This is a genomic window from Mesonia sp. HuA40 (genome assembly GCF_008017835.1).
Lineage (GTDB): Bacteria > Bacteroidota > Bacteroidia > Flavobacteriales > Flavobacteriaceae > Mesonia.
Window position 1 is genome coordinate 141,348 of the sequence record NZ_VRLT01000028.1, and the last position, 24,032, is coordinate 165,379.

Below are 24,032 nucleotides of genomic sequence, written 5' to 3' on the forward strand. Positions count from 1 at the left end.
CTTAAACCTGCCAACTTATTTAATTGTGCTAGGTTAATTTTTTTCGCTTAAGCACATAAAGCTCTTCTCTTCTATCTTTTAGGTTTTTTACGCTTCCAAAATTATGCAAATCGCGTAAGGCATCAAGATCTACATCGGCTATCAAAATCATTTCGGTATTGGGTGTGGTTTCGGCCTTTATCCCATCATACGGAAATTTAAAATCTGAAGGGGTAAAAACAGCAGATTGTGCATATTGAATATCCATATTATGCACCTTTGGTAAATTACCTATACTACCTGCAATGGCCACATAGCATTCGTTTTCTACTGCGCGGGCCTGGGCGCAAAGTTTTACGCGTGAGTATCCGTTCTGGGTATCGGTTAAAAAAGGAATAAATAAAATTTGCATCCCCTCTAGAGCTAAAATCCGCGAAAGCTCTGGGAATTCAACATCGTAACAGATTAATATTCCTATTTTACCACAGTCTGTATCAAAAACCTGAAATTCTTGTCCGCCTTGCAAACCCCAAATTTGGGCCTCATCTGGAGTCACATGAATTTTTTTAAACTGCTCGGCGAGGCCGTCTCTTTTACACAAATAACCCACATTGTATAGCTTGTCCTCTATAATTTCTGGCATACTCCCGGTAATAATATTAATATTATAACTCACGGCAAGCTGCATCATTTTTTCTTTTATAGGCTGTGTATAGGCCGCTAATTCACGAATTGCCTCGGCTTCTGATAAATGATTGTATTTTGCCATTAAAGGCGCGTTAAAAAACTCGGGGAACAGCGCAAAATCTGATCGGTAGCCCGAAAGAGATTCTACAAAGTACTCTACTTGATGCAGCAGTTCTTCTAAACTGTTATATGAGCGCATTTGCCACTGTACCAAGCCTAAACGTACCTCTGTTTTGGTAGGCATAGGCCTACTGCTGTCTTTGGTGTAGTAAATATTATCCCATTGTAGCCATACCGCATACTCTTTTGACTGCTGGTCTCCTTCTAAATAATTAGACAGAATTCTTACAGGTCTAAAGTCATTGGCCAATTGAAAGTTAAGCACAGGATCTTCAATCTCGCAACTGCGTACTTTTTCTAAATAAACTTTAGGCGTTAGTTCTTGGGCGTATTTGTGATAATTAGGCAATCTACCACCAAAGACAATCGCTTTTAAATTGAGTTGTTCGCACAGCTCTTTGCGGTAATCATACAGTCGTCTTCCTAAACGCAAACCTCGAAATTCTTTTTTTATGATGATATCAATTCCGTAAAGCATATCGCCATTTAGCGTATGATTTTTAAACTTGGCATCACCCACCACATCTTCATAGGTATGTTTCTCGTCTAGCTTTTTAGAATCGACAACAATAGAGAAGGCACAACCGGCTAGATTCCCGTTAACCATTACTACGACTTGCCCCTTAGGGAAAGTTTTAAGCAATTCTCTTAACTCTTCTTTTTTCCAATACGCATCGGGTGCATCGCCATAAATTTCGATAAAAACTTCTTTTAAGTCTTCAAAATCGTTTAAAGACAGGTAGCGCAATTCTATATGAGGAGCTTGGTTATTCATTAATATACAGTTTAAGACAAATGTTTTTTCGCGGAAAGTGTTAAGGAAACAATAGTAGATATAGGTTTAAGGCGCTTTATATTGAAAGAAAAAAGTAGATCTCATTTAAAACAAGCAATTGAACATTATTTTCAATTGCTTGTTGGTTAATTATCGTCAATGGGCTTCACAGCAATTTCTTTTTGCATAGAAGTAGAAATTACATGCCCAATAAGTAGGCGAAAATTAAGGGAGCTACGATGGTAGCATCGCTCTCGATGATATATTTCGGGGTATAAATATCGAGTTTACCCCAAGTGATTTTCTCGTTAGGCACAGCACCAGAGTATGAGCCATAGCTAGTGGTAGAATCTGAAATCTGGCAAAAATAACTCCAAAACGGAGTATCGGTTCGTTCTAAATCTTGGTAAAGCATTGGTACCACACAAATAGGAAAATCACCAGCAATACCTCCTCCTATTTGAAAAAAGCCAATACCATTAGACGCCTCTGGTTTTGTGTTTTCTGTATACCAATCGGCTAGGAAAGTCATATACTCGATTCCAGATTTTACGGTAGATGCTTTTAATTCACCTTTAACTACGTAGCTAGCAAAGATATTTCCCATAGTACTATCTTCCCAACCGGGTACCACTATAGGTAAATTTTTCTCTGCTGCGGCATACATCCAAGAATCTTTGATATCAATTTCATAGTGTTCTTCTAAAACACCAGAAAGTAAAAGCTTGTACATATACTCGTGCGGAAAGTAGCGCTCGCCATTGGCCTCTGCATCCTTCCAAATTTTTACAATATGCTCTTGAATACGTCTAAAAGCTTCTTCTTCGGGAATACAAGTATCGGTAACTCTATTGAGTCCTTTCTCAAGTAAATCCCATTCATCTTGCGGGGTTAAATCGCGATAATTAGGTACCCGTTTGTAATGTGAATGCGCCACTAAATTCATGATATCTTCTTCTAAATTAGCGCCGGTACAAGAGATGATATGCACTTTGTTTTGACGAATCATTTCGGCGAAGATTTTACCCAGTTCTGCCGTACTCATTGCCCCTGCTAAGGAAACTAACATCTTTGATCCCTGCTCGAGTTGCTTTTCATAACCTTTGGCGGCATCAACTAAACTAGCAGCATTAAAATGCAAGAAATATTTTTCTATAAATTGTGAAATAGGTTTATTCATGGTGGTAATTTTTACACTAAAAAGTTTCTTAAAAGCTACTGCTTTACAGAATTATTTAGTTCATTTTAATATTCATCGGCTTCTCTCAGTTTAGAAGCATTAAATTTATAACTCAGCATCTTATAATATAATTTTGCCGCTAAAAAGTCGGAAGCTTTATGATTTTCATTGGGGCAAAGTTCTACGATATCAAAACCGACTACATTTTTTGTTTTAAAAATCATCTTCAAAAAATCTAAGGTTTCATACCATAGTAATCCACCGGGCTCTGGGGTTCCTGTTGCAGGTAATATAGAAGGGTCAAAGGCATCTAGATCTATGGTGATAAAAACATTAGGAGTCATTTGCCCTATAGCGTCATCCATCCAGTCTTCGTACAAATCGTGAGCAAAATACACCCGAGTTTCGTCCATGAACTCTTTTTCAGAAACATCCATCGATCGTATTCCTACTTGAATAAGGTTGGTGTTTTTACTGGCCTCGTGCAATGCACAAGCGTGATTACAACTTGAACCATCATAACTTTTACGCAAATCGGCGTGAGCGTCGATTTGAACTACACTTAGCTCTTCAAAGCTTTCGCTGAAAGCACGAATACTACCAATAGACACCGAATGTTCCCCGCCAAAAAGCGTAACAAATTTATCTTGTTTCAAGTAGTTTTTTACCGTTTTATAAACGCTCTCGACCATTTTTTCTGGTGAAGAATTTTCTGAAACAGCAGGAGCTAAGTAAATACCTTGTTTATATACCTCACTTTGGGTTTCTATATCATATAGCTCCATATTCTCAGAAGCCTCCAAAAATGCAGCTGGACCTTTATCTGCACCTTTTTGCCAGGTACTGGTACCATCGTAAGGCACAGGTATTAATACCACTTTGGCATCATCTATACGTGCATATTTATCGGGAATTCCCGCATAGTTTCTTTTAGTGCTCATAACCTAAAATTTTAAGTAAGTCTTCACTTTTTTGTTGTTCTTTAAAGAGTTGTGTAGAAAGACTGCCGTCTTTATTTTTTTGTATTAGCAGATGTTTGGGCGCCGGTATTAAACAATGTTGCAAACCGCCAAAACCCCCAATTGTTTCTTGATAAGCGCCGGTATTAAAAAACCCAATATACAAAGGTTTTTCTCTATCATAGCGCGGTAAATAAATGGCATTCATATGCTGTTCTGAGTTGTAGTAATCATCAGAATCACAAGTTAGACCACCTAAAAGCACCCGTTCATAGCGATCGTTCCACCGGTTGATGGGCAGCATAATAAAACGTTTATTAATGGCCCAAGAATCGGGTAAGGTGGTAATGAATGATGAGTTAATCATATTCCACTTTTCGCGATCGTTTTGTTGTTTTTGATATAAAATCTCATAAATGGCGCCTCCACTTTCTCCAACAGTAAAACTGCCAAACTCGGTAAAAATATGTGGCGGAGCTACATTTTCTTCTTCACAGAATAATTTAATTTGATTTATTACCTCATCGGCCATATAAGCATAATCATAATCAAACCCAAGCGAATTTTTAATAGGAAACCCGCCTCCAATATTTAAGCTATCTAGCGTAGGACATATTTTCTTTAAACGCGTATACACACGCAAACATTTTTGAAGTTCATTCCAATAATAAGCGTTGTCACGGATACCTGTGTTGATGAAAAAATGAAGCATTTTAAGTTCTATTTGGTCATTATGCTTGATTTGATCTTCGTAAAACGGAACAATATTTTTATAACCAATACCTAGACGTGAAGTATAGAACTCAAATTTAGGTTCTTCTTCTGAAGCGATACGGATACCGATTTTAAAATCTTTATGCGTTTGATTGGTTAACAATGCTATCTCCTCATAATTATCGATTACTGGGATACAATTTTCATGTCCTTCATTAATCAACTGAGCGATGTTTTTAATGTATTGATCGCGTTTAAAACCATTGCAAATTACATAGGTTTTTTCGTTGATTTTACCTTGCTTTTTCAAGTTTTGCACTATATCGATATCAAAAGCCGAGGAAGTCTCAATATGGATATCGTTGCGCAAAGCTTCGTGCAAAACGTGCTTAAAGTGCGAACTTTTGGTACAATAACAGTAATTATAACTCGCTGGGTAAGCGTGTTTCTCTATGGCACCATTGAACCAGCTTTTAGCTCGTTGAATGTTTTCTGAAATTTTAGGAAGATAGGTGAATTTTAAAGGAGCTCCGTACTCCTTGATTAAACCCATCAGATCTATTCCGTGGAACCGGAGTTGATCATTTTGCAATTGAAATTCATCTTGAGGAAAATCAAAAGTTTGTTCGATTAAATCGATGTATTTTGTGTTCATTGAATGTGTAAAGGGTAAATCGTCAATATTTTAATTATTTAAATATATAAATACTATTGCAGAAATAAAAAAATAGTACGCTTAACGAATTTTATCTTGTAAGAAATTAGAGCCTTATATCAGACGCGTTTATAAGTACAAATGGAATACTTTTTTATAAATAAAAAAACAGTGTAAATGTTAAAATTTAAATAATTTTATACACTCCAAAATCACCACGTAACACGCTTATAAATTTCTGTTTTTCAGCAAAGTAAACTATTGCTTTACATCAAAAACTTATTTCAATTTTTGAATATCTATAAACTTACTCATTTAAATAACCCAATTATCACATCACCGCTAAGGCATAAAAATTTAGCGTCGACAACTATTATAAAGCGACAAAACAAGTATAGAGGAATGACTTGAATTAAATGACTTGAATTAGAGGTATCCAATTTAGTCAATAAATTATCTCTTTTTAATAAGTACAATGCAGTAGCTTTTTGTGGCGCCGGCTTACTTTAGCCAAAACTATTTCTATTCTAATAGGTTCGTTTAGGTTCACTTTGCAATTTGTACGTTTTTTACAAGGTAAACTATACCCGTATAAAACGCTGAAACCCCCTGTAAATACAAGGGGTTTCGTCTTTTGTACTCAAGGCGGGAATCGAACCCGCACTTCCGAAGAAACTGGATTTTGAATCCAGCGCGTCTACCAGTTCCGCCACTTGAGCAAAATGGATGCGCAAATTTAAAACTTTTTTTTCATTTTCAAATAAACAAAAAGAATTCTTTTCAACTAAAATAAAATCCTTAAATTTGCAACCTTATTATTCGCTGCTTCAAGCAGATAACTTAAAGAAAAATAAGCACTTATGACACACGCGCTACCCGATGCAAAACTTTTTGCTTGCTCACAAAGCGAAACCTTAGCCAAAAAAATAGCTGAAGAATACGGAATTGAACTTGGTAATGTCATTACCTCAACCTATAGTGACGGTGAATTTCAACCTTCTTTTGAAGAGTCTGTACGAGGAGATCGTGTTTTTATAATCGGCTCTACTCATCCTGGCAGTGACCATCTTATGGAAATGCTCTTGATGCTCGATGCTGCAAAACGCGCTTCGGCAAGACATATTACGGCGGTATTACCTTATTTTGGTTGGGCAAGACAAGACCGAAAAGATAAACCACGGGTACCAATTGCAGCTAAACTGGTTGCCAAAATGTTAGAAACCGCTGGTGCCACAAGAGTGATAACAATGGATCTTCACGCCGATCAAATTCAAGGTTTTTTCGAAAAACCTGTTGATCACCTCTTTGCCTCAACTGTTTTTCTACCTTATTTGCAAGATTTAAATTTGAAAAATCTAACCGTAGCTTCGCCAGATATGGGTGGATCTAAAAGGGCTTATGCATATTCAAAAGCCCTAGAAAGCGATGTGGTAATTTGTTATAAACAACGAGCAAAAGCCAATGTGATTTCTCATATGGAGCTTATTGGTGATGTTGAAGGTAAGAACGTTGTATTAGTAGACGATATGGTAGACACCGCCGGAACTTTAACCAAAGCAGCCGATGTGATGATTGAACGCGGTGCAATAAGCGTTCGTGCTATATGTACACACCCTATACTTTCGGGCAATGCATACGAGCGTATCGCCAACTCTAAATTAGAAGAATTAATTGTTACCGATTCTATTCCTCTAAAACAAGAATGCAAAAAAATAAAAGTTGTATCTTGCGCCCGCTTATTTGCCGATGTGATGAAAGCCGTTCACGAGAACAAATCCATCAGCTCAAAATTTTTAATGTAAAAGCCTGTTCTAAATCTTCTTAAAGAAGATGGCTAAACTAGAACAACAATAAATATAATTAATTAAATTTTTTACAAATGAAGTCAATTACGATCAACGGATCTAAAAGAGAAAGCGTAGGAAAAAAAGCTACTAAAGCCCTACGTAATGCTGGAGAGGTTCCTTGCGTATTATACGGAGGAGATCAACCTGTACATTTTTCAGCACCCACAATTGCGTTTAACAGTTTGGTTTACACTCCAGACGTTCATACTGTTGTTTTAGAACTAGATGGACAAAAGCACAATGCGGTTTTACAAGACATTCAGTTTCACCCAGTAACCGATGAAATCTTACATATGGATTTCTATGAGTTTGGTGACGATCAAGAAATTACTATGGAGATTCCTGTACACTCTGAAGGAGTTGCTAAAGGAGTTAAAAATGGTGGTGTTTTACGTTTCAACTTACGTAGAATGCGTGTAAGAGGTTTAGCCAAAAACTTACCTGATTATATCGTTGCTGACGTTACCCCATTAAAAATCGGAAACAAATTATATGTTACCGCGGTAACTTCTGATGATTACACCATTATGCACCCAGATAACACGGTTATTTGCCAAGTGAGAACTTCTCGTAATGTGGTAGCTGGAGCTGATGAAGATGAAGATGAAGATGTACCTTCTACAGAAACCGATAAGGTAGGTGCTGCAGCTGCTTCTAACGACGATTAAGCACTTTCTTTAAATAAATAGAAAGCACCTTATTTATCTAAGGTGCTTTTTTTTATTTTTATAGTTCCTATTATAAAAATAAACCTATGCTTGCCTTTTTTGGAAGAATACTTAACAATAAGAAAACGAAAAAAAAATCCGTAAAGGAAATGAAAAAGTCACTTATCGTAGGCCTTGGTAACCCTGGAATAAAATACGCCAATACCAGACATAATATTGGTTTTAAAATATTAGATCACCTGGCAGAACAAGAAAATTTAAGCTTCACCACCGATAAATTAGGTGATATTTGCACCTACAAGTACAAAGGCCGACCCTTTGTCTTGCTTAAACCCAATACCTATATGAATTTAAGCGGTAAAGCAGTGCGCTATTGGCTGGAAAAAGAAAAAATAGATATCGAGAACCTTTTGGTAGTTACCGATGATTTAAATCTTGAGTTTGGTACAATTCGCATTAAAAGCAAAGGTAGTGATGGCGGTCATAACGGACTAAAAGACATTCAAGATAAACTAAATACCAGTAAATACAACCGCTTTAGGTTTGGAATAAGCGATAGTTTTTCTAAGGGTAAACAAATAGACTATGTCTTGGGCGAGTGGTCTCCTCAAGAACAAAAACATCTACCCGAACGCCTAGACCAAGCCGTAAAAGCCATACAGTCTTTTGGCACTACCACGCTAGCCAATACAATGAATGCTTTTAACAATAAATAGCTTTTTCTTGCTGGTATAACAAAAAAAATCCGCTGCAGCGCATTAAGCTTTAGCGGATTTTTGTTTATTATAAATTTCACTATATTAACGCACAATAATTTTTCTGTTTATAGTTTGATTATTGCTTGTACTCGCCTTTAAGAAATACACTCCGGTTTGAGCGGTTGGCAGGTTTACCTTAAAACCTGTCTGAGGATTCTCTTTAAAATCTCTTCTATAAATAAGCCTACCGGCAACATCATACACCTGAACTTTTAATGATCCTTCACCAGTATATTGTAGATTAAATGCTCCCTCATTAGGGTTAGGCCATACTTTGAATTGACGTGCCAAATCATTCTCATTCAAACCTAAAGTATTTACCACAACGGTATAATCTTCTACCTCACCGGTAAAACCTACGGCACAATCATTAGGATAGGCAAAGAATTCTGTAGATACACGCATAATTGTTGATCCTTCTACGGCGTCATTAGGCACAGTAATATTTATTGGCGAATTGGTACTTTGGCTAGCACCAACTACACCGCCAAGATCATATCTTTCATTCGCATCAAAAACACAGTTTTGATTCCAATCTATATAAGCATACACTCCTGCAATAAAGTTTGATCCTCCGGCATCACCGCGAACACTTAGGGTGTAACTTTGTCCTTTGTCAACTTGAGTGGTCAGACTCGTAAAGTCGCTATAACCTCCAGATTTACCCGATACATTACTAATGGTATTAAAGTTTACCTCGGTAATGGCAACTGGCGATTGGCTGTCGCCGGAAGACGGACAAATATCACAAGATTCTGTAGTAAAGCTATTGGCAGCAGAGTAAGAGAATGCTGCACAAGCATTGGTTGCTTTTACTCGCCAGTAGTAAGTTGTTTCGTTTTGACCGGCAAAGGTATAATTATTATCGCTTAAAGTCTCGTCTACCAATAAGGTAGTAAAATTAGCATCTTCTGCTATTTGCAATTGATAAGAAGAAGCATTACTCTCATTACTCCAAGTAAGCACGTTAGGAGTTTCTACATCAGTAGCGCCTTGTACAGGAGTGAGCAAAGTAGGTGTTACCGCATTGTTGTCATATACTCCTAGAACCAAAGGGTATTCTTGAGTTACCCCATTAGAGGTTGCTTTTACATTAAAAGTATATTCTCCCACGCTTATACCACTCAAATTGCTCAATGCTAAATCAACTTGCGTGCCAGTGCTGGTCGCCGCGTTTGGAGTAAAAATAGCGGTAGCACCAGTTGGTAAATTACTCACACTAAAGGTAGTATTTTGACTGTAACCATTAAAGGTGTTATAAGTAAAGGTGTAATTGGCTGTATTAGGCAAACAAACTTCTTGAAATAATGAATTAAAAGCTAATACATAATCTACCTCTTGAATAGCAAAGCTATTGGTATTCACCGCATAAAAAATAGAGTTACTGGCCTTTACCATTAATCGGGCATTGGCAACATTTCCTACGTTAGGTACGGTTATTAAGGCATTTCCTGTATTAGGCTGGTTTTGTGCAATCACTTGATTAAAGTTTTGCCCGCCATCAATACTCAATAGAATATCTACTTCGGTTGCCAAAACCGGTGCTACATCTGTATTAGCTACATCCCAAGTGATGGCTTGCGAGCTTCCTATATTCCAGGTTATCCCTGATTGATTTTGAGAAGTTACCACAAACGGACCAGCGTTATTAGCTACGGTAACTTTCATCAAATCGGTATCGGTTTGCCCGATTCCATTGGCAAAGTTATTAGCATTATCTCGTACAGTAAGAGCAAAGTTCAACTCCCTACCCACAGAAGGGGTTACTTCCCAAGTTGGGGTTAAATTACCCGCAATTACCTCGCTCAATCTTGGCATATAACGTTTAGGAGATGAGGTAGGTAAAATAGACCGGTATAGCGGCCCATCTACCCAAGTAGGTTGAGGTTGCCCATTACCGGGTGCCGGCTCTGGATCATTTTGTGACCAGTTATAAGTAAGGCTTGCCGTACCGTCTACATCTGTAGCGCTACCTTCTAAAACAAAAGCAGTAGATTTTGGTATGGTATAGTCTGAACCTGCATCGGCTACAGGAGCAGTATTGGCCAAAGTTGTAATTTGCGCACAAGAGCTACTCGGACCGTTTTTTATATTATCGGCAATATCACGAATATTCACATAATTAAAGTGGGCATCAGAGTTATTTTGAACATTAGGCGCACATATTCCTGCATAACCCATAATTGAGCTTCCACTTCCTGGCTCCACCTCGGTGGTTCCATCTCCACTACGACTACATATATTCATAGTATGATACCCACCGAATTGATGCCCCATTTCGTGGGCAACATAGTCGATATAAAAGGCATCACCTACCGGATTATTACTACCAGTGTAAGCACTACCTTTTTGTCCGCTTACACAAACGCCGCCTATAAAACCCGCGTTACCACCACCCGTGGTATTGAAATTGTGTCCGATATCATAATTGGCATTCCCTATGGTATTATCAATAGTATTTTGCGTGGTTTGATTAAATTCATTAGACCAAGGGTCTGCAGAGGTAGAACCAAAATAAATCAAAGCATCGTTATTGGGAATAAACTGTAAAGTAATAGCCAGATCTCGCTCATAAATCTCATTTACACGGTTAATACTCACAGCCATTTGGGCTTGAATATCAGCTTTTGCTGTAGCCGTACTAGTAGCAAAAATATTCCCGTATTCGGCTGTGCAAGAAAGCGCTAATCTATAAGTACGCAACTGGCTATCATTGGCGGCCATAGTTTGTTGGTTTTCGCCGCGTACCAAAGTGGGTATTAACGGCTCATTATCCATTAAACAAGAAAAATCAGATACTTGCCCACTTAAAGCCTCCCGAGCAAAAACAATATAATGCTTTAGATCGGTGGTATATGGATCGATGTACATGGCCATACGTTTTCCCGATAAGCTCATTGCATGAAAACCCTGCGGGGTAACACTAAAACGCATACTTGCGGTAGGATCATCAATTCCCTTAGCTTTATATGTTCTTATTTGAGGATATTTTGCTTGAAGCTCTTCGGCCATAATTGAAAACTCAACTACGCTAAATTGCTCCAATTCACCACTAGGCATAGGAAATTCTAGAATTAAAGGATCGGCTTGTTGCGTATGCTTCGGAGCTTTCTTTAATTTGTTTTTTAAAGCATCCCAATTTAATTGGTATAAAGTATAACCATCGGGTTGCGATTTTCGATTGATTTTTTCGAATTGACTAAGCTCTTCTTGGTTTACCTTGCTCCAGTAATTGGTTTGGGCAAACAAAGAAAAACTAAAAAAAATACAAAGTATGCTCAAAACATCTCGTAAATTTGCTTTCATAGTTGTTTAATTTTGCGACTAATTTACAAGATAAGCAGCGTTAATTAAAACATATATTCTTTTTTATCATGAAAGATGCTAATAATTTAACAATAAACCAGCCAACTGTGGTTACTATTGGTACTTTTGACGGTGTGCACGTTGGGCATCAGAAAATACTAAAACGCCTTATCGAGTCTGCCAAAAAGGAAGAATTAGCTTCGGCTGTGCTCACTTTCTTTCCGCATCCTAGAATGGTTTTACAAAAAGAAATGGATATAAAGCTCATTCAAACTATCAACGAGCGGCGAGAAGTGATTCAAAGTAAAGGGATCGATTATTTTATCGTACACCCGTTCACCAAAGATTTTTCAAGATTAACCGCCCAAGAATATGTTGAACAAATCTTGGTTAAGAAAATGAAAGCTCAAAAAGTGATCATCGGGTACGACCATCATTTTGGGCGCAATCGTGCAGCAGATATCCATGATTTGCGCAAATTGGGGAAAGAATATGGTTTTGAAGTTGAAGAGATTTCTAAAAAAGATATTGATGATGTCGCTGTGAGCAGTACAAAAATCCGTAAAGCACTTGAAATAGGGCAAATTGAAAAGGCCAATACTTATCTAGGCCGTCCCTTTTCTGTACAAGGCTTAGTGGTTCGTGGCAATGGTAAAGGTAAAGGTTTTGGTTTTCCTACCGCTAATTTAGCCGTTGAAGAAACCTATAAGCTCATCCCTAAAATTGGTGTTTATATTGTTCGCAGTAAGATTAAAGAGGATTATGTGTATGGTATGATGAATATAGGTTTTAAACCTACCGTAGGCAGCGACCAAAAAACCATCGAAACCTATTTTATAAACTGGTCGGAATTACTTTATGGCAAAAAATTAAAAATCGAGTTTTTAAGCCGCATTCGTGGGGAAAAGCAATTTGAGTCTATAGTAAAACTCAAGGAAGCTATGCAAGCCGATCTGCACTTTACTCAAGCTTACTTAAAAGAACATCATTATGAAGACGCTCCTTTTTAAACAAGTAGACAACAGTGCTCTAATTGTTTTTAGAATTATTTTTGGCTTACTCATCACCTTAGAAGCTTGGGGAGCAATTGCCACTGGTTGGGTAAAACGCGTTTTTGTAGAACCTCAATTTACCTTTAATTTTATTGGTTTTGATTTTTTGCAGGTATTCGTAGGTCCCTTTATGTATGGCTATTACTTACTTATGGGCGGCTTGGGACTTATGGTATGTTTGGGTTACAAATATCGTTGGAGCATGGGAGGCTATACCTTGTTGTGGACGTTGAGTTATTTGATGCAAAAATCGAGCTACAACAATCATTATTACCTGCTTATTCTCATTTGCATTTTTATGCTATTAGCCCCTGCCCATACGTATGCTTCTATCGACGCAAAACGCAACCCAAGTTTAAGAAGTAATGCTATGCCCAATTGGGTAAATGTCTTTATAATATTGCAACTATTCATCGTTTATACCTACGCCGCTTTGGCGAAAATATATCCCGATTGGTTACAAGCCAAAGTTCCCGAAATTTTAATGGCAGGAAAATCCCACTACTATATTGTGGGTGATATTTTACAGCAAAAATGGACGCATTATGTGATTGCCTATTTTGGCATATTATTCGACCTATTAGTAGTTCCTTTACTGTTGTATAAACCCACTCGAAAATATATCTTTTTCTTCTCTGTTTTTTTTCATCTTTTCAACAGCATTGTATTTCAAATAGGAATATTCCCTTATCTTTCATTAGCTTTTAGTCTATTTTTCTTTCCAGCAGAAAAAGTTCATCGCTGGTTTTTAAAGAAAAAAGATTTTTACCAAGAAAAAGTCGTTCAAGTTCCTAATTACGCCAGTGCATTTCAACTTTTTATAGTGGTTTGGTTTATTTTTCAAATAGGCTTGCCTCTAAGACATTGGTTTATACCCGGGGATGTTTTGTACACAGAAGAAGGCCACCGTATGAGTTGGCGCATGATGTTGCGTACCAAAAGCGGTCACGCCACCTATACGGTAGTTGATACCCAAACAGGAGAAAAAACAATCGTCAACAAAGCTAATTACCTTAGCTCTAAACAAATGCGCCAAGCCACTACCAAGCCCGATATCATTTGGCAGTTTGCACAGCGCATTGCTCGTGAATATGCTCAAAAAGGGAAAAATGTGCAGGTATTTGTACGTTGTGGCATTAGGGTGAATAAAGGGCCGTATACGCCTTTAATTAATCCAGAAGTCGATTTAGCTGCCGCGGATTGGAATTATTTTAAACACAATAACTGGATTTTGTTACCGCAAAATCTGTAATTTTAGGCTTTTATACTACATTTGCTTATTCTATAAATCGATAAAAATTCTGATTATGCTTATTGTTGCTCAAATCCGAGAAAACAAAGAAAAATTTATTGCGGCTTTAGCCAAAAGAAATTTTGATGCTTCCGCTATTTTTGAAGAGGTTTTACAGCTTGATGAAACCAGAAGATCTACACAAACTCAATTAGATAAAGTACTGGCCGAATCGAACCGTTTATCCAAAGAAATAGGCATGTTTTTTAAATCGGGTGAGCACCAAAAAGCCAACAAGGTGAAAGAGCAAACGGCAGGTCTTAAAGAAGAGTCTAAACATCTTACCGATTTGCTACAAAGCACTCAAGAAGCTTTACAAGAAAAATTATACAACATACCCAATATACCACACGAGAGTGTGCCCGCAGGGAAGTCTGAAGAAGACAACGAGTGCATCTTTACAGCCGGTGAAGTGCCACAATTGCACGAAGGCAAGCTACCCCATTGGGAGCTGGCTAAAAAGTATGACTTGATAGATTTTGAGCTTGGCAACAAAGTTACCGGCGCGGGTTTCCCTATTTACAAAGGCAAAGGTGCACGTTTACAACGCGCTCTAATCACATATTTTCTAGATAAGAATATTGAGGCTGGTTACACCGAATACCAAGTGCCTTTAGTGGTAAATGAGGCTTCAGGCTACGGTACGGGGCAATTGCCCGATAAAGAAGGACAAATGTACCATGTACAAAACGACGATTTGTATTTGATTCCTACTTCTGAAGTTCCCTTAACCAATATGTTTCGTGGTGATTTATTAACTGATAAAGACCTACCCATACAGTGTACAGCCTTCACTCCTTGCTTTAGACGCGAAGCTGGATCTTATGGAGCTCACGTGCGCGGTTTAAACAGATTGCATCAATTTGATAAGGTAGAGTTGGTTAATCTAGTAAAGCCTAGCGAATCCTATGCCGTATTAGACCAAATGGTAGAACACGTAAAAGGCATCTTAAAAGAATTAAAATTACCTTACCGCATACTACGACTTTGCGGAGGCGATTTAGGGTTCACCTCGGCCTTAACCTATGATTTTGAATTGTTTTCTACCGCTCAAGACCGCTGGTTAGAAATTTCTTCGGTATCAAATTTTGAAGATTTTCAGGCCAACCGACTAAAAGTGCGTTATAAAAACAGTCAAGGCGAAAAAGAATTAGTGCATACGCTAAACGGAAGTTCGCTTGCTTTACCTCGAGTACTGGCGGGTCTTTTAGAGAACTACCAAACCCCAGAAGGAATAAAAATACCAGAAGTATTGGTGCCTTATACTGGTTTTGATATTATAGACTAAATAAGTCGGCTACATTTATCAACCGTTTAAAAAGCGAAAAGAAATTAAGTTGTAAAAGCCTAAACCAATTTTGGTTAAGCTAAAACACGTGTTCTCTTTTTCTTTTTAAACGGTTTTTTTACCTCCACGATTATTTTCATAAAGAAACTTTTAAGCATTGTTCGCTGTTTGTGATGTGTTAACTTGCGCCAGATTGCCTATTTTAGAGCCTATAAAATAACCTGGCCTACTATGTTACAAATTGCCTTCGCCCCTTGTTATGTTCAAGAACTGCCGCCCAAACACCGTTTCCCTATGGCAAAGTATGAACTATTACCTCAACAACTACTACGTGAAGGTATAGTAGAGCAAAAGCATTTTTTTGAGCCTCAAGCCATCAATCATAAGCATTTTTTGGCGGTGCACGATGCCGAGTATTTTTATGACTTCTTAAATTTAAAATTTACCCAAAAACAAATCCGCAAAAGCGGTTTTCCTTTATCAAGAAGCTTAGTTAACAGAGAGCTTTTAATTGCTGCAGGTACTTTGCAAGCCAGCCTACACGCTTTAAAGCAAGGGGTAGGTATGAATATTGCAGGCGGCACCCATCACGCTTACGCGGATAGTGCAGAGGGCTTTTGTATGCTCAACGATCAAGCGATAGCCGCTAAATACCTACTCAACCACCAACTAGCACAACAAATTTTAATCATCGATTTAGATGTACACCAAGGCAACGGAACCGCTAAAATATTTGAAAATGAAAAGCGTGTATTTACTTTCTCTATGCATGGCGAAAAAAACTATCCGTTTAAAAAAGAAAAAAGCGATTTGGATATCGCTTTGCCTAATGACACGGGAGATGATGCCTATTTACAAATTTTAAAAGAAAAGCTACCTCAATTGTTAGATCAAGTGCAACCCGATTTTGTTTTTTATCTGAGTGGCGTAGACGTATTAGCCACCGATAAGCTAGGAAAACTAAGCCTTAGCCAAGACGGCTGTAAAATGCGTGACCAAATGGTATTAGAACAATTTAAGGATTGTAATTTACCGGTAGAAATTAGTATGGGCGGAGGATATTCTCCGGCCATTAAACATATTGTAAATGCACATGCCAATACCTTTAAACTTGTTCAAGCAATATATTATTAAGCTTAGGCCGGTCGTTGCCAGGTATGGCCGTGTAGAGCCAGAGCCGTATCGAGTACGTTACGCTGACTCACCAACCCGATTAATTTCTGGTTTTCACAAACCGGGAAACGCCTTAACTTTAAATTTAAAAACTTTTGCGCTAAATCGAATAATTGCATATCGGGAGCAACGGTTTCAACCTCTTTAATCATATAATCACTAACCAAAACGCCTTCGAGCGGCTGATTGTAATAGCGCGATTCAGATAATTGTTTGATACAATCACCCTCAGAAATAACCCCAACCAACTGGTGCTGATCATCTACCACAGGGCCTCCCGAAATATTGTATTGAATCATTTTTTGCATCACCTCAAAAATATGCTCCTGCTCGTGAAAATAAATCACTTCCCGAATCATAAAATCACGAACTTCTATCTTTTCGGGATTTACCCCCGTACCTCCTATCATTTTACCTTGAAAACTCTTAATACCCATAACATCATTTTTTAATTTTAAACAACTGAATATAAGCATTTTAATTGAATTTTAAAAACAAAAATAAGAATGCCCTATAGAAGAAGAACATCCTTATTTTTTTTATTGGACTCGAAGGCCAGGGCAGTTTTATGCTTTTTTACCTATCAGCAACACTTCTTGTGCCACCACCTCGGTAATGTACCGCTTCTCTCCTGCCGCATTCTCATACGAGCGGTTGGTTAGCTTACCTTGCAACATTAACTCATTTCCTTTTTTGCAATAGTTCTCGATAATATCGGCCACACCACCCCAAGCAACAACGTTATGCCATTGGGTATCGGTTACTTTTTCGCCCCTGGCATTTTTGTAGGTCTCATTGGTCGCCAATGAAAATTTGGCTAGCTTTTTACCGGTTTCTAAATTTACGATTTCGGGATCATTACCTAAGTTTCCCATTAACTGAATTCTGTTTTTAAAAGCGTTCATACTATAAAGTTTTAAATGATTAATAAACGTGTTGTTTGCCAACGGTACAAAGATGAGACGCTTGGTTATTTTTAATCGGTTGGTAACCAATTGCTTGTGCTTACATTCGTTTTCAAACGGTTGTAAGCAATTGCTTAAGGTGTTCTATTCACGGGCTAAGTCACTATTAACCGACCTCAAGCTACACCTACAAATTATAACACTCCATTTTATAAATAGTTGAATAGTGGCAAATAAATTCAGTATTTACCATTCAATAATCAAATAATTAGCATAAATAAGTAAAATAAATGCTCAATTAAAGCGATTTAGCAGGACTTGTTTTTTTGTAAATACCGAAAATAAGAAGTAATTTTATTTTTACTGGGTAGTTGCGACTAGGCCGCAAAGTGGTCTTAGGATAAAAAACCGTATAATGGAAAAACAAAATAAAAAAATCAATTCAGATTACTATGGAAATAAGTCCTCTAAAAATAAATCATACAAGGATAAATTTAACTTTATAGGGATTTGGCGAAATTTTTCATTTTATGGTATGCTGATAATATTGATTTTAATCATATTGCAAAAATTAGGTCTGATTTTCAATAATTAAAATATATAAGGTAATTTTAATGCAAAAAAGTCTGAAATAAAAAAAGAGAGGCAGAAAAAGAAAACGGACTTTTGGGATTTTCTTACAGGTTTAAGGTTTTATATCGCAGTTATAGTTTTAATAATTTGGTTTTTATCGGAGCTCGGACTCCTTTTTTAACCCACAGAAACAAATTGAAAGGCGAAACAGAATAAAACTCCGACTCCTACGTGATGAAATCGCGTTCTTTTTGCGTTTTCAACCAAGTCAATCTCAACAAGCTAATGCTGAACCTATCTTCTATACACCCCAATTACCGGATTGCGCTTTACCTAATAAAAATTGGTGTTAAAAATGTATATTTGTCTTGATATAATGAGTTGTACACAAGCTCTGAAAAGCCAACCGCACAGTCAAGCACATTTTATTTTGTTCGTACCTCACAAAATAAAAAGAGCTTGCCTCTATCCAACGCTCACCCAAACTGAGTGATTATTTTAATACTCATCTAGTGAGATATTTAATAATTCTTATTACATTAGTATCCTGAATTAAACAATTCAATTATGAACCGAATTAAAGAGGTTTTAGAAAAAAAAGGAATTAAGCAAAAATGGTTAGCTGAACAAATGGGAAAGAGTTACAATATGGTGAACTCTTACGCCCAAAATAGACGACAACCGAGTTTGGAGGACTTGTACAAAATTGCGGAAATCCTAAACATAGAAGCAAAAGAATTATTAGTGCCAAAAAAGGAATTGAATTGAGGACAGAAATAGACATATTAGAAAATGAAATCTTAGAAAAATATCCAGAGGTATTGGATATTCTTTTGCGTGACCAAACCACTCAAAAAAACATTATTTGGGCAACTAATAATTATGAGTATTTTGGAGAATCATATTTAGAAAGCAAGCAGATTAAATCTGAACTCATCACAGGCGTTAACGGTGATGTGATAATGCCAAGGGTTCAAAAAGACCAAATATTACAACAATCTAGAATTAAGAATATGGCTGAAGTCTTTACGCCATCTTGGATTTGCAATGCTCAAAACAACTTGATAGATACTGCTTGGTTTGAACGAAAAAATGTCTTTAATAAGGAAATACCAAATCAGAAAAAGTGGAAAACGAATCAAGAAAGAGTTGAGTTTCCTAAAAATAAATCTTGGCAAGACTATGTAAATGACAAACGACTTGAAATTTCTTGTGGTGAAGCGCCATACATAACAAGCCGATACGACACGACAACAGGGAAATTTATAGAAATTAAAAATAGAATTGGTTTACTCGATAGAAAACTAAGAATAATAAATGAAAATGTCAATGACCTAAACAAATGGAATGAGGCAACTCAATCAGCTTATAAAAACATATACGCTTATGAATGGCAAGGCGATAGTTTGTTATTAGCTAGGGAATCAATGTTATTTACATACATAGAGAATTACCAATATAAATTTGAAAAAGAACCTCTCATTAAATCAATTCAAGATATAGCTGAGATTATTTCTTGGAATGTTTGGCAAATGGACGGATTAAAAGGTGTAATTCCTTTTTCTTGTGGAGAAATAAAAACCAAAACAGTTAATCTATTTGGAGAAGAAGAAACAGATAATTCATTTTGCAAAGGTTGTCTTAATGACAATATTTTCGAACATAATGGAATTTACTGTTTGATTATGGATTGGTCAAGCACAGGATTAAAAGGGAAAAAAATAAAGTTTATAGACCTACTTCAAAATAAACATCAATCAATAAATGGCAAATAAGAATCAACTTGACATACAACTTTTAGAAGATATAATTATCGGAAGAGTTGAGCCACATATCTATGCTTTTACAACAGAAACGGTTCCTAATTATTTAAAAGTTGGTGATACTTACAGGCCTGTTGAACAAAGACTTAACGAATGGAGAAAACATTTTCCACAACTTGAAAAAAAGTATCAAAAAGTTGCTAAAGCTAACGAAGAAACATTTTTCAGAGACTTTGCTATTCATCAGTATTTAGAATATGAACTTAAGAAATTAAGACTAGTACAAGGGGATTTAGATTCCACTATATATTATTCAAACGAATTTTTTAAAGATACTAATATCAGTGATATTGATGACGCGATAACAGATATTATTGATGCTCACAAAAAAAATGAGCCTAAGTATAAATTTTACAAATTCGATGGTAGTTTATTACCTGAAACGCATACCTACGCTAGAAATCAAGAATACGAGCCAAGACCTAATCAAAAAGAGACCATTAAGAGATTTAGAAAAGCCATTGACAATGGTAGAAATAATCTCTTAATGTACGCAGTAATGCGATTTGGTAAGTCGTTTACTTCTATGTGCTGTGCGGTCGAGATGAACGCAAAATTTGTTCTAATTGTTTCTGCAAAAGCTGATGTGAAGAATGAATGGAAGAAAACGGTTGAAAGTCACGTCAAATTCGATGGATTTAACTTTTTAGATAGTAATTCACTTTTAGAAAGCGAAACAATCATAAAAGATAAGCTAGAAGCTAACGAAAAAATTGCCTTATTTCTTACACTTCAAGACTTACAAGGAGATGATATAAAAGCCAAACACAAGGAAGTATTTGAAAAACAGATTGACCTGTTGCTTATAGACGAGACTCATTTTGGTGCAAGAGCTCAGGAATACGGAAAAGTTTTAAAAGATTTCAAAGCTGGAGAGAAAAGAAGTGAACTTAAAGAATATGATGAATCACTTGATGAATTAGATGAAACCACTAAAGTAATCGACTCGAAGGTTCGTATACACTTATCTGGCACACCTTATAGAATTTTAATGAACAGTGAATTCGAAGAGGACGATATAATTGCTTTTTATCAATTCACAAATATAGCAGAAGACCAAGAAGAATGGGATAAGCAAAATCTTAATAAAGATGAAGTAAAAGAGTGGGACAACCCTTATTATGGTTTTCCTCAAATGATACGTTTTGCATTTAATCCTAATAAATCTTCCAGGAAAAAGATGGAAGAGTTAAAGAAGTTAGGCGTTACTTATGCTTTCTCTGAATTATTAAAACCTAAATCCATACTTAAAGACAATACAAATCAACTACATAAGAAGTTTATCTACGAACAAGAAATAATTGATTTATTGAATGTTATTGATGGTACTGATGCAGATGACAATTTATTAAGCTTTCTAGATTATGAGAAATTAAAAGATGGTAAGATGTGCCGTCATATTGTTTGTGTACTACCCTATCGTGCTTCCTGTGATGCGTTTGAGGAGTTAATTAAATCGAATGAATTTAAAAATTTAAGCTCTTACGAAGTTATCAATATTTCTGGTGTTGAAAATGATAATATTTATAAGGATACACAGTCGGTAAAATCTAAAATAAGTGAGTGTGAAAGCGAGAATAAAAAAACCATCACTTTAACGGTAAATAGGATGCTTACAGGAAGTACAGTCCCTGAATGGGATACTATGCTCTATTTAAAAGATACAGCCTCACCACAAGAATATGATCAAGCAATCTTTAGACTTCAAAGTCAATATATTAAAGTATTAAAAGAACCCGAGGGCGATACTGTAAAATACAATATGAAGCCTCAAACGTTATTAGTTGATTTTAATCCTAATAGAATGTTTCAAATGCAGGAACAAAAATCACAAATTTATAATGTCAATGTAGAATCTAACGGAAATACTAAATTAGAAGAAAGAATAAAAAGAGAACTTCAGATTTCGCCAATAGTTGTAATAAACAACAATAAAATGGTTGAAGTTGAGCCTACTGACATTTTAGATGCCGTCCGTCAATATTCAAGCGAAAGAAGTGTATTGGATGAAGCTACATCAATCTCAATCGATTACTCTTTATTAGACATAGAAGCAATAAAAGATGTGATTGAAAAACAGGGAGGAATTAAATCGAGACAAGGATTAGAAATAGAGCCATCAGAAGGCGAAGGTGATGATATTGATACTGGTGATCAACCTGATAATGGAGAAAAGCCAGAAGAAGGAGATAAAACTTCAAAATCATCAAAAGATGATGATAAAATAGATTACAAAGGAAAGTTTGCAATGTATTATGCAAGAATACTTTTCTTTTCCTTTTCAACTGATTCAACTGTTAAATCACTTCAAGAAATTATTAACGTCATAATTGATGATAATAACAACCTTCGCATAGCTACTCATTTAAATTTAGAGATTGATATACTACGATTATTTCAAGAACATATTAACGGTTTTGTGCTAAGTGAATTAGATTACAAAATTCAAAATATCAATTCATTGGCAAACGATTCTACAATTTCACCCATAGAAAGAGCAAGGAATGCAATGAAAAAATTTGGTCGCTTATCAGTTTCTGAGATTGTTACTCCTGAAATAGTTACTGATATGATGATTAATTCGTTGCCAGAAAATGCCATCCAAAATGAAAGCAAAATATTAGACATTGCTTCAAAACAAGGTGAATTTGTTTACTCTGTTTATAAAAAGTTTGGTAAAAAGGTAGCAAACAATTTTTATTCAATACCAACATCAAAAATTGCTTATGAATTTACTAGAAAAGTATATTCATTACTTGAGCTAAATATAGAAAATATAGAATCAAACTACACATCTTATGATTTGATTGAAGAAAACGATTTGATTCAAGATGAAACCATAAAAATTAACAACAACGATATGAAATTTAATGTGATTGTTGGTAATCCACCATACCAAGAAAGTGATGGAGGTGCTCAAGCCAGTGCTAAGCCAATTTACCACCATTTTGTAAACATAGCTAAGCAATTAAACCCTAATTATAGTAGTATAATTATGCCAACAAGATGGTATGCTGGTGGTAAAGGTTTAGACACGTTTAGAGACCAAATGTTAAATGATAAAAACATTTCGGAATTACACGACTTCTTAAATCCAGAAATAATTTTCCCACACACTAATAACAGAGGAGGCATTTGCTTTTTCTTGAGAGATAATAATTATGATAATAGTGAAAACTTAACAAAAGTATTTACTTATGACGATAATTTATCACCTACTCTAAATACTAGAAGCTTAAAAACAGAAGATTCAGATATTCTTATTCGACACGGTATTGCTGTTAAAATACTTCAAAAGGTTAAATCAAATGAAAAATTTGAATCTTTTGAAGAAAATATATCATCTAGAAAACCTTTTGGACTTGAGGGTAACGTTGTTAAAAATCAGTCCATCTTTAGACCTACTAAAAAAGGATTAAAATCACCTATTCTCTGCTATGGTAGAGGAAAACAAATAGGATATTTGAATAAAGAGGAAATATCAAAAAACACTAAATGGATTAACAAATTCAAAGTGTTTGCACCATATGCAAATAATATTGGAACAGAACTCAACGATGATAATTTGAATGCATTCGTAGGAGAGCCTAATACAATTAGCACTGAAACATATATTGTAATAGGAGCTGATTTAGACTTAAATAAAGAATCAGCTAATAATCTTACAAATTATTGCTTTACTAAATTTGCAAGATTTATGCATAGTTTACCGAAAGTAAGCCAACACGGTACATCAAAGACATACAAGTTTGTTCCACTTCAAGATTTCACATCTGAATCAGATATAGATTGGAGTAAATCAATTGCGGAAATTGACAAACAACTTTATGAAAAATATAAACTAAGTGAGGAGGAAATAGAATTTATTGAGAAAATGATTAAACCAATGTAAGCCCACGCTAAAAGCCATACACATTTGCAATTACTCACGATTTTATAAATCATTTTTGGAGTTCGTGAACTTCGTTTCGCACCAGCCAACGCTACGCCAAAAATTGCAAAAGAGTATGTCTTGCCAACGCTCACTTCGAATTAAGTAGAAACATTGGAAAACCAAGAAAATCAAGGAAAGCCTGTGTACAACATTGTATAAAAATAATAGCGGTTTAATCGCTAAACCGAAAGTAAGTAAATATAAAAAAGGTCTGTGATTAACCGAAAAGTTAGTGCGTTAAAATCCGCTACTATTCTTATACTAGACCGTTGGTAACAAGCTGAAAAAAGAAAAATTATTACCAAATTGGTAACTTTTTTATTATATTTGCGACAAACAAGTATA

Annotated in this window: 17 protein-coding genes and 1 tRNA gene; 10 read left to right on the top strand and 8 right to left on the bottom strand. The window is 36.0% G+C overall.

The window, feature by feature from the left end; translation table 11 throughout:
• Positions 1 to 28: 28 nt before the first annotated feature.
• From FT993_RS05955 to FT993_RS05975, 5 genes are all read right to left on the bottom strand, one after another.
• The gene (locus FT993_RS05955; protein WP_147861628.1) at positions 29 to 1,561 is read right to left on the bottom strand and encodes a carbon-nitrogen hydrolase family protein; all 1,533 of its coding nucleotides are present in this window, start codon (positions 1,559 to 1,561) and stop codon (positions 29 to 31) included.
• A gap of 199 nt (positions 1,562 to 1,760) precedes the next feature.
• Positions 1,761 to 2,741: a deoxyhypusine synthase family protein gene (locus FT993_RS05960; protein WP_147861629.1), complete on the bottom strand. Its 981-nt coding sequence runs from the start codon at positions 2,739 to 2,741 to the stop codon at positions 1,761 to 1,763.
• A gap of 65 nt (positions 2,742 to 2,806) precedes the next feature.
• Positions 2,807 to 3,682, bottom strand: coding sequence for an agmatinase (speB, locus tag FT993_RS05965; protein ID WP_147861630.1), 876 nt, complete (start codon positions 3,680 to 3,682; stop codon positions 2,807 to 2,809).
• Positions 3,672 to 5,069, bottom strand: a complete 1,398-nt coding sequence (locus FT993_RS05970; protein ID WP_147861631.1) for an arginine decarboxylase — start codon at positions 5,067 to 5,069, stop codon at positions 3,672 to 3,674. The genes speB and FT993_RS05970 overlap by 11 nt, the downstream gene beginning before the upstream one ends.
• Positions 5,070 to 5,706: 637 nt before the next feature.
• Positions 5,707 to 5,788 (bottom strand) — tRNA-Leu (locus FT993_RS05975).
• A gap of 141 nt (positions 5,789 to 5,929) precedes the next feature.
• On the opposite strand from FT993_RS05975, the gene FT993_RS05980 reads away from it, so the two are divergent.
• From FT993_RS05980 to pth, 3 genes are all read left to right on the top strand, one after another.
• Positions 5,930 to 6,871 (top strand): ribose-phosphate pyrophosphokinase, encoded by a 942-nt coding sequence (locus FT993_RS05980; RefSeq protein ID WP_147861632.1) that lies wholly within the window; start codon positions 5,930 to 5,932, stop codon positions 6,869 to 6,871.
• Positions 6,872 to 6,948: 77 nt separating this feature from the next.
• A complete protein-coding gene (locus FT993_RS05985; protein WP_147861633.1) occupies positions 6,949 to 7,584 on the top strand; it encodes a 50S ribosomal protein L25/general stress protein Ctc in 636 nt (211 codons plus the stop codon).
• Between the two features lie 86 nt (positions 7,585 to 7,670).
• Positions 7,671 to 8,300: an aminoacyl-tRNA hydrolase gene (gene pth, locus FT993_RS05990; protein WP_147861634.1), complete on the top strand. Its 630-nt coding sequence runs from the start codon at positions 7,671 to 7,673 to the stop codon at positions 8,298 to 8,300.
• Positions 8,301 to 8,384: 84 nt separating this feature from the next.
• Here pth and FT993_RS05995 read toward each other — a convergent pair whose 3' ends face one another.
• Positions 8,385 to 11,648, bottom strand: a complete 3,264-nt coding sequence (locus tag FT993_RS05995) for a zinc-dependent metalloprotease (protein WP_147861635.1) — start codon at positions 11,646 to 11,648, stop codon at positions 8,385 to 8,387.
• Positions 11,649 to 11,716: 68 nt separating this feature from the next.
• On the opposite strand from FT993_RS05995, the gene FT993_RS06000 reads away from it, so the two are divergent.
• From FT993_RS06000 to FT993_RS06015, 4 genes are all read left to right on the top strand, one after another.
• Positions 11,717 to 12,658 (top strand): bifunctional riboflavin kinase/FAD synthetase, encoded by a 942-nt coding sequence (locus tag FT993_RS06000; protein WP_147861636.1) that lies wholly within the window; start codon positions 11,717 to 11,719, stop codon positions 12,656 to 12,658.
• On the top strand, positions 12,639 to 13,952 hold the full coding sequence (locus tag FT993_RS06005) for an HTTM domain-containing protein (RefSeq protein WP_147861637.1): 1,314 nt from the start codon (positions 12,639 to 12,641) through the stop codon (positions 13,950 to 13,952). Before FT993_RS06000 ends, FT993_RS06005 begins: the two co-directional genes overlap by 20 nt.
• 55 nt (positions 13,953 to 14,007) lie before the next feature.
• Positions 14,008 to 15,279, top strand: a complete 1,272-nt coding sequence (serS, locus tag FT993_RS06010) for a serine--tRNA ligase (RefSeq protein ID WP_147861638.1) — start codon at positions 14,008 to 14,010, stop codon at positions 15,277 to 15,279.
• 231 nt (positions 15,280 to 15,510) lie between these two features.
• The gene (locus tag FT993_RS06015; RefSeq protein ID WP_147861639.1) at positions 15,511 to 16,413 is read left to right on the top strand and encodes a histone deacetylase; all 903 of its coding nucleotides are present in this window, start codon (positions 15,511 to 15,513) and stop codon (positions 16,411 to 16,413) included.
• A 2-nt stretch (positions 16,414 to 16,415) separates the two neighbouring features.
• Here FT993_RS06015 and FT993_RS06020 read toward each other — a convergent pair whose 3' ends face one another.
• Together FT993_RS06020 and FT993_RS06025 are read right to left on the bottom strand one after the other, a co-directional pair.
• A complete protein-coding gene (locus tag FT993_RS06020) occupies positions 16,416 to 16,889 on the bottom strand; it encodes a CBS domain-containing protein (protein WP_147861640.1) in 474 nt (157 codons plus the stop codon).
• Between the two features lie 129 nt (positions 16,890 to 17,018).
• Positions 17,019 to 17,357, bottom strand: a complete 339-nt coding sequence (locus FT993_RS06025) for a single-stranded DNA-binding protein (RefSeq protein ID WP_147861641.1) — start codon at positions 17,355 to 17,357, stop codon at positions 17,019 to 17,021.
• 1,140 nt (positions 17,358 to 18,497) lie between these two features.
• On the opposite strand from FT993_RS06025, the gene FT993_RS06030 reads away from it, so the two are divergent.
• The 3 genes from FT993_RS06030 to FT993_RS06040 are packed head-to-tail and all read left to right on the top strand — an operon-like array spanning position 18,498 to position 23,645.
• Positions 18,498 to 18,698 (top strand): helix-turn-helix domain-containing protein, encoded by a 201-nt coding sequence (locus FT993_RS06030; RefSeq protein ID WP_147861642.1) that lies wholly within the window; start codon positions 18,498 to 18,500, stop codon positions 18,696 to 18,698.
• Positions 18,695 to 19,705 carry a restriction endonuclease subunit M gene (locus FT993_RS06035; RefSeq protein WP_147861643.1) on the top strand — a complete coding sequence of 337 codons (1,011 nt, stop codon included), beginning with the start codon at positions 18,695 to 18,697 and terminating at the stop codon, positions 19,703 to 19,705. Before FT993_RS06030 ends, FT993_RS06035 begins: the two co-directional genes overlap by 4 nt.
• Positions 19,695 to 23,645 (top strand): Eco57I restriction-modification methylase domain-containing protein, encoded by a 3,951-nt coding sequence (locus FT993_RS06040; RefSeq protein WP_147861644.1) that lies wholly within the window; start codon positions 19,695 to 19,697, stop codon positions 23,643 to 23,645. Before FT993_RS06035 ends, FT993_RS06040 begins: the two co-directional genes overlap by 11 nt.
• Positions 23,646 to 24,032: the final 387 nt, after the last annotated feature.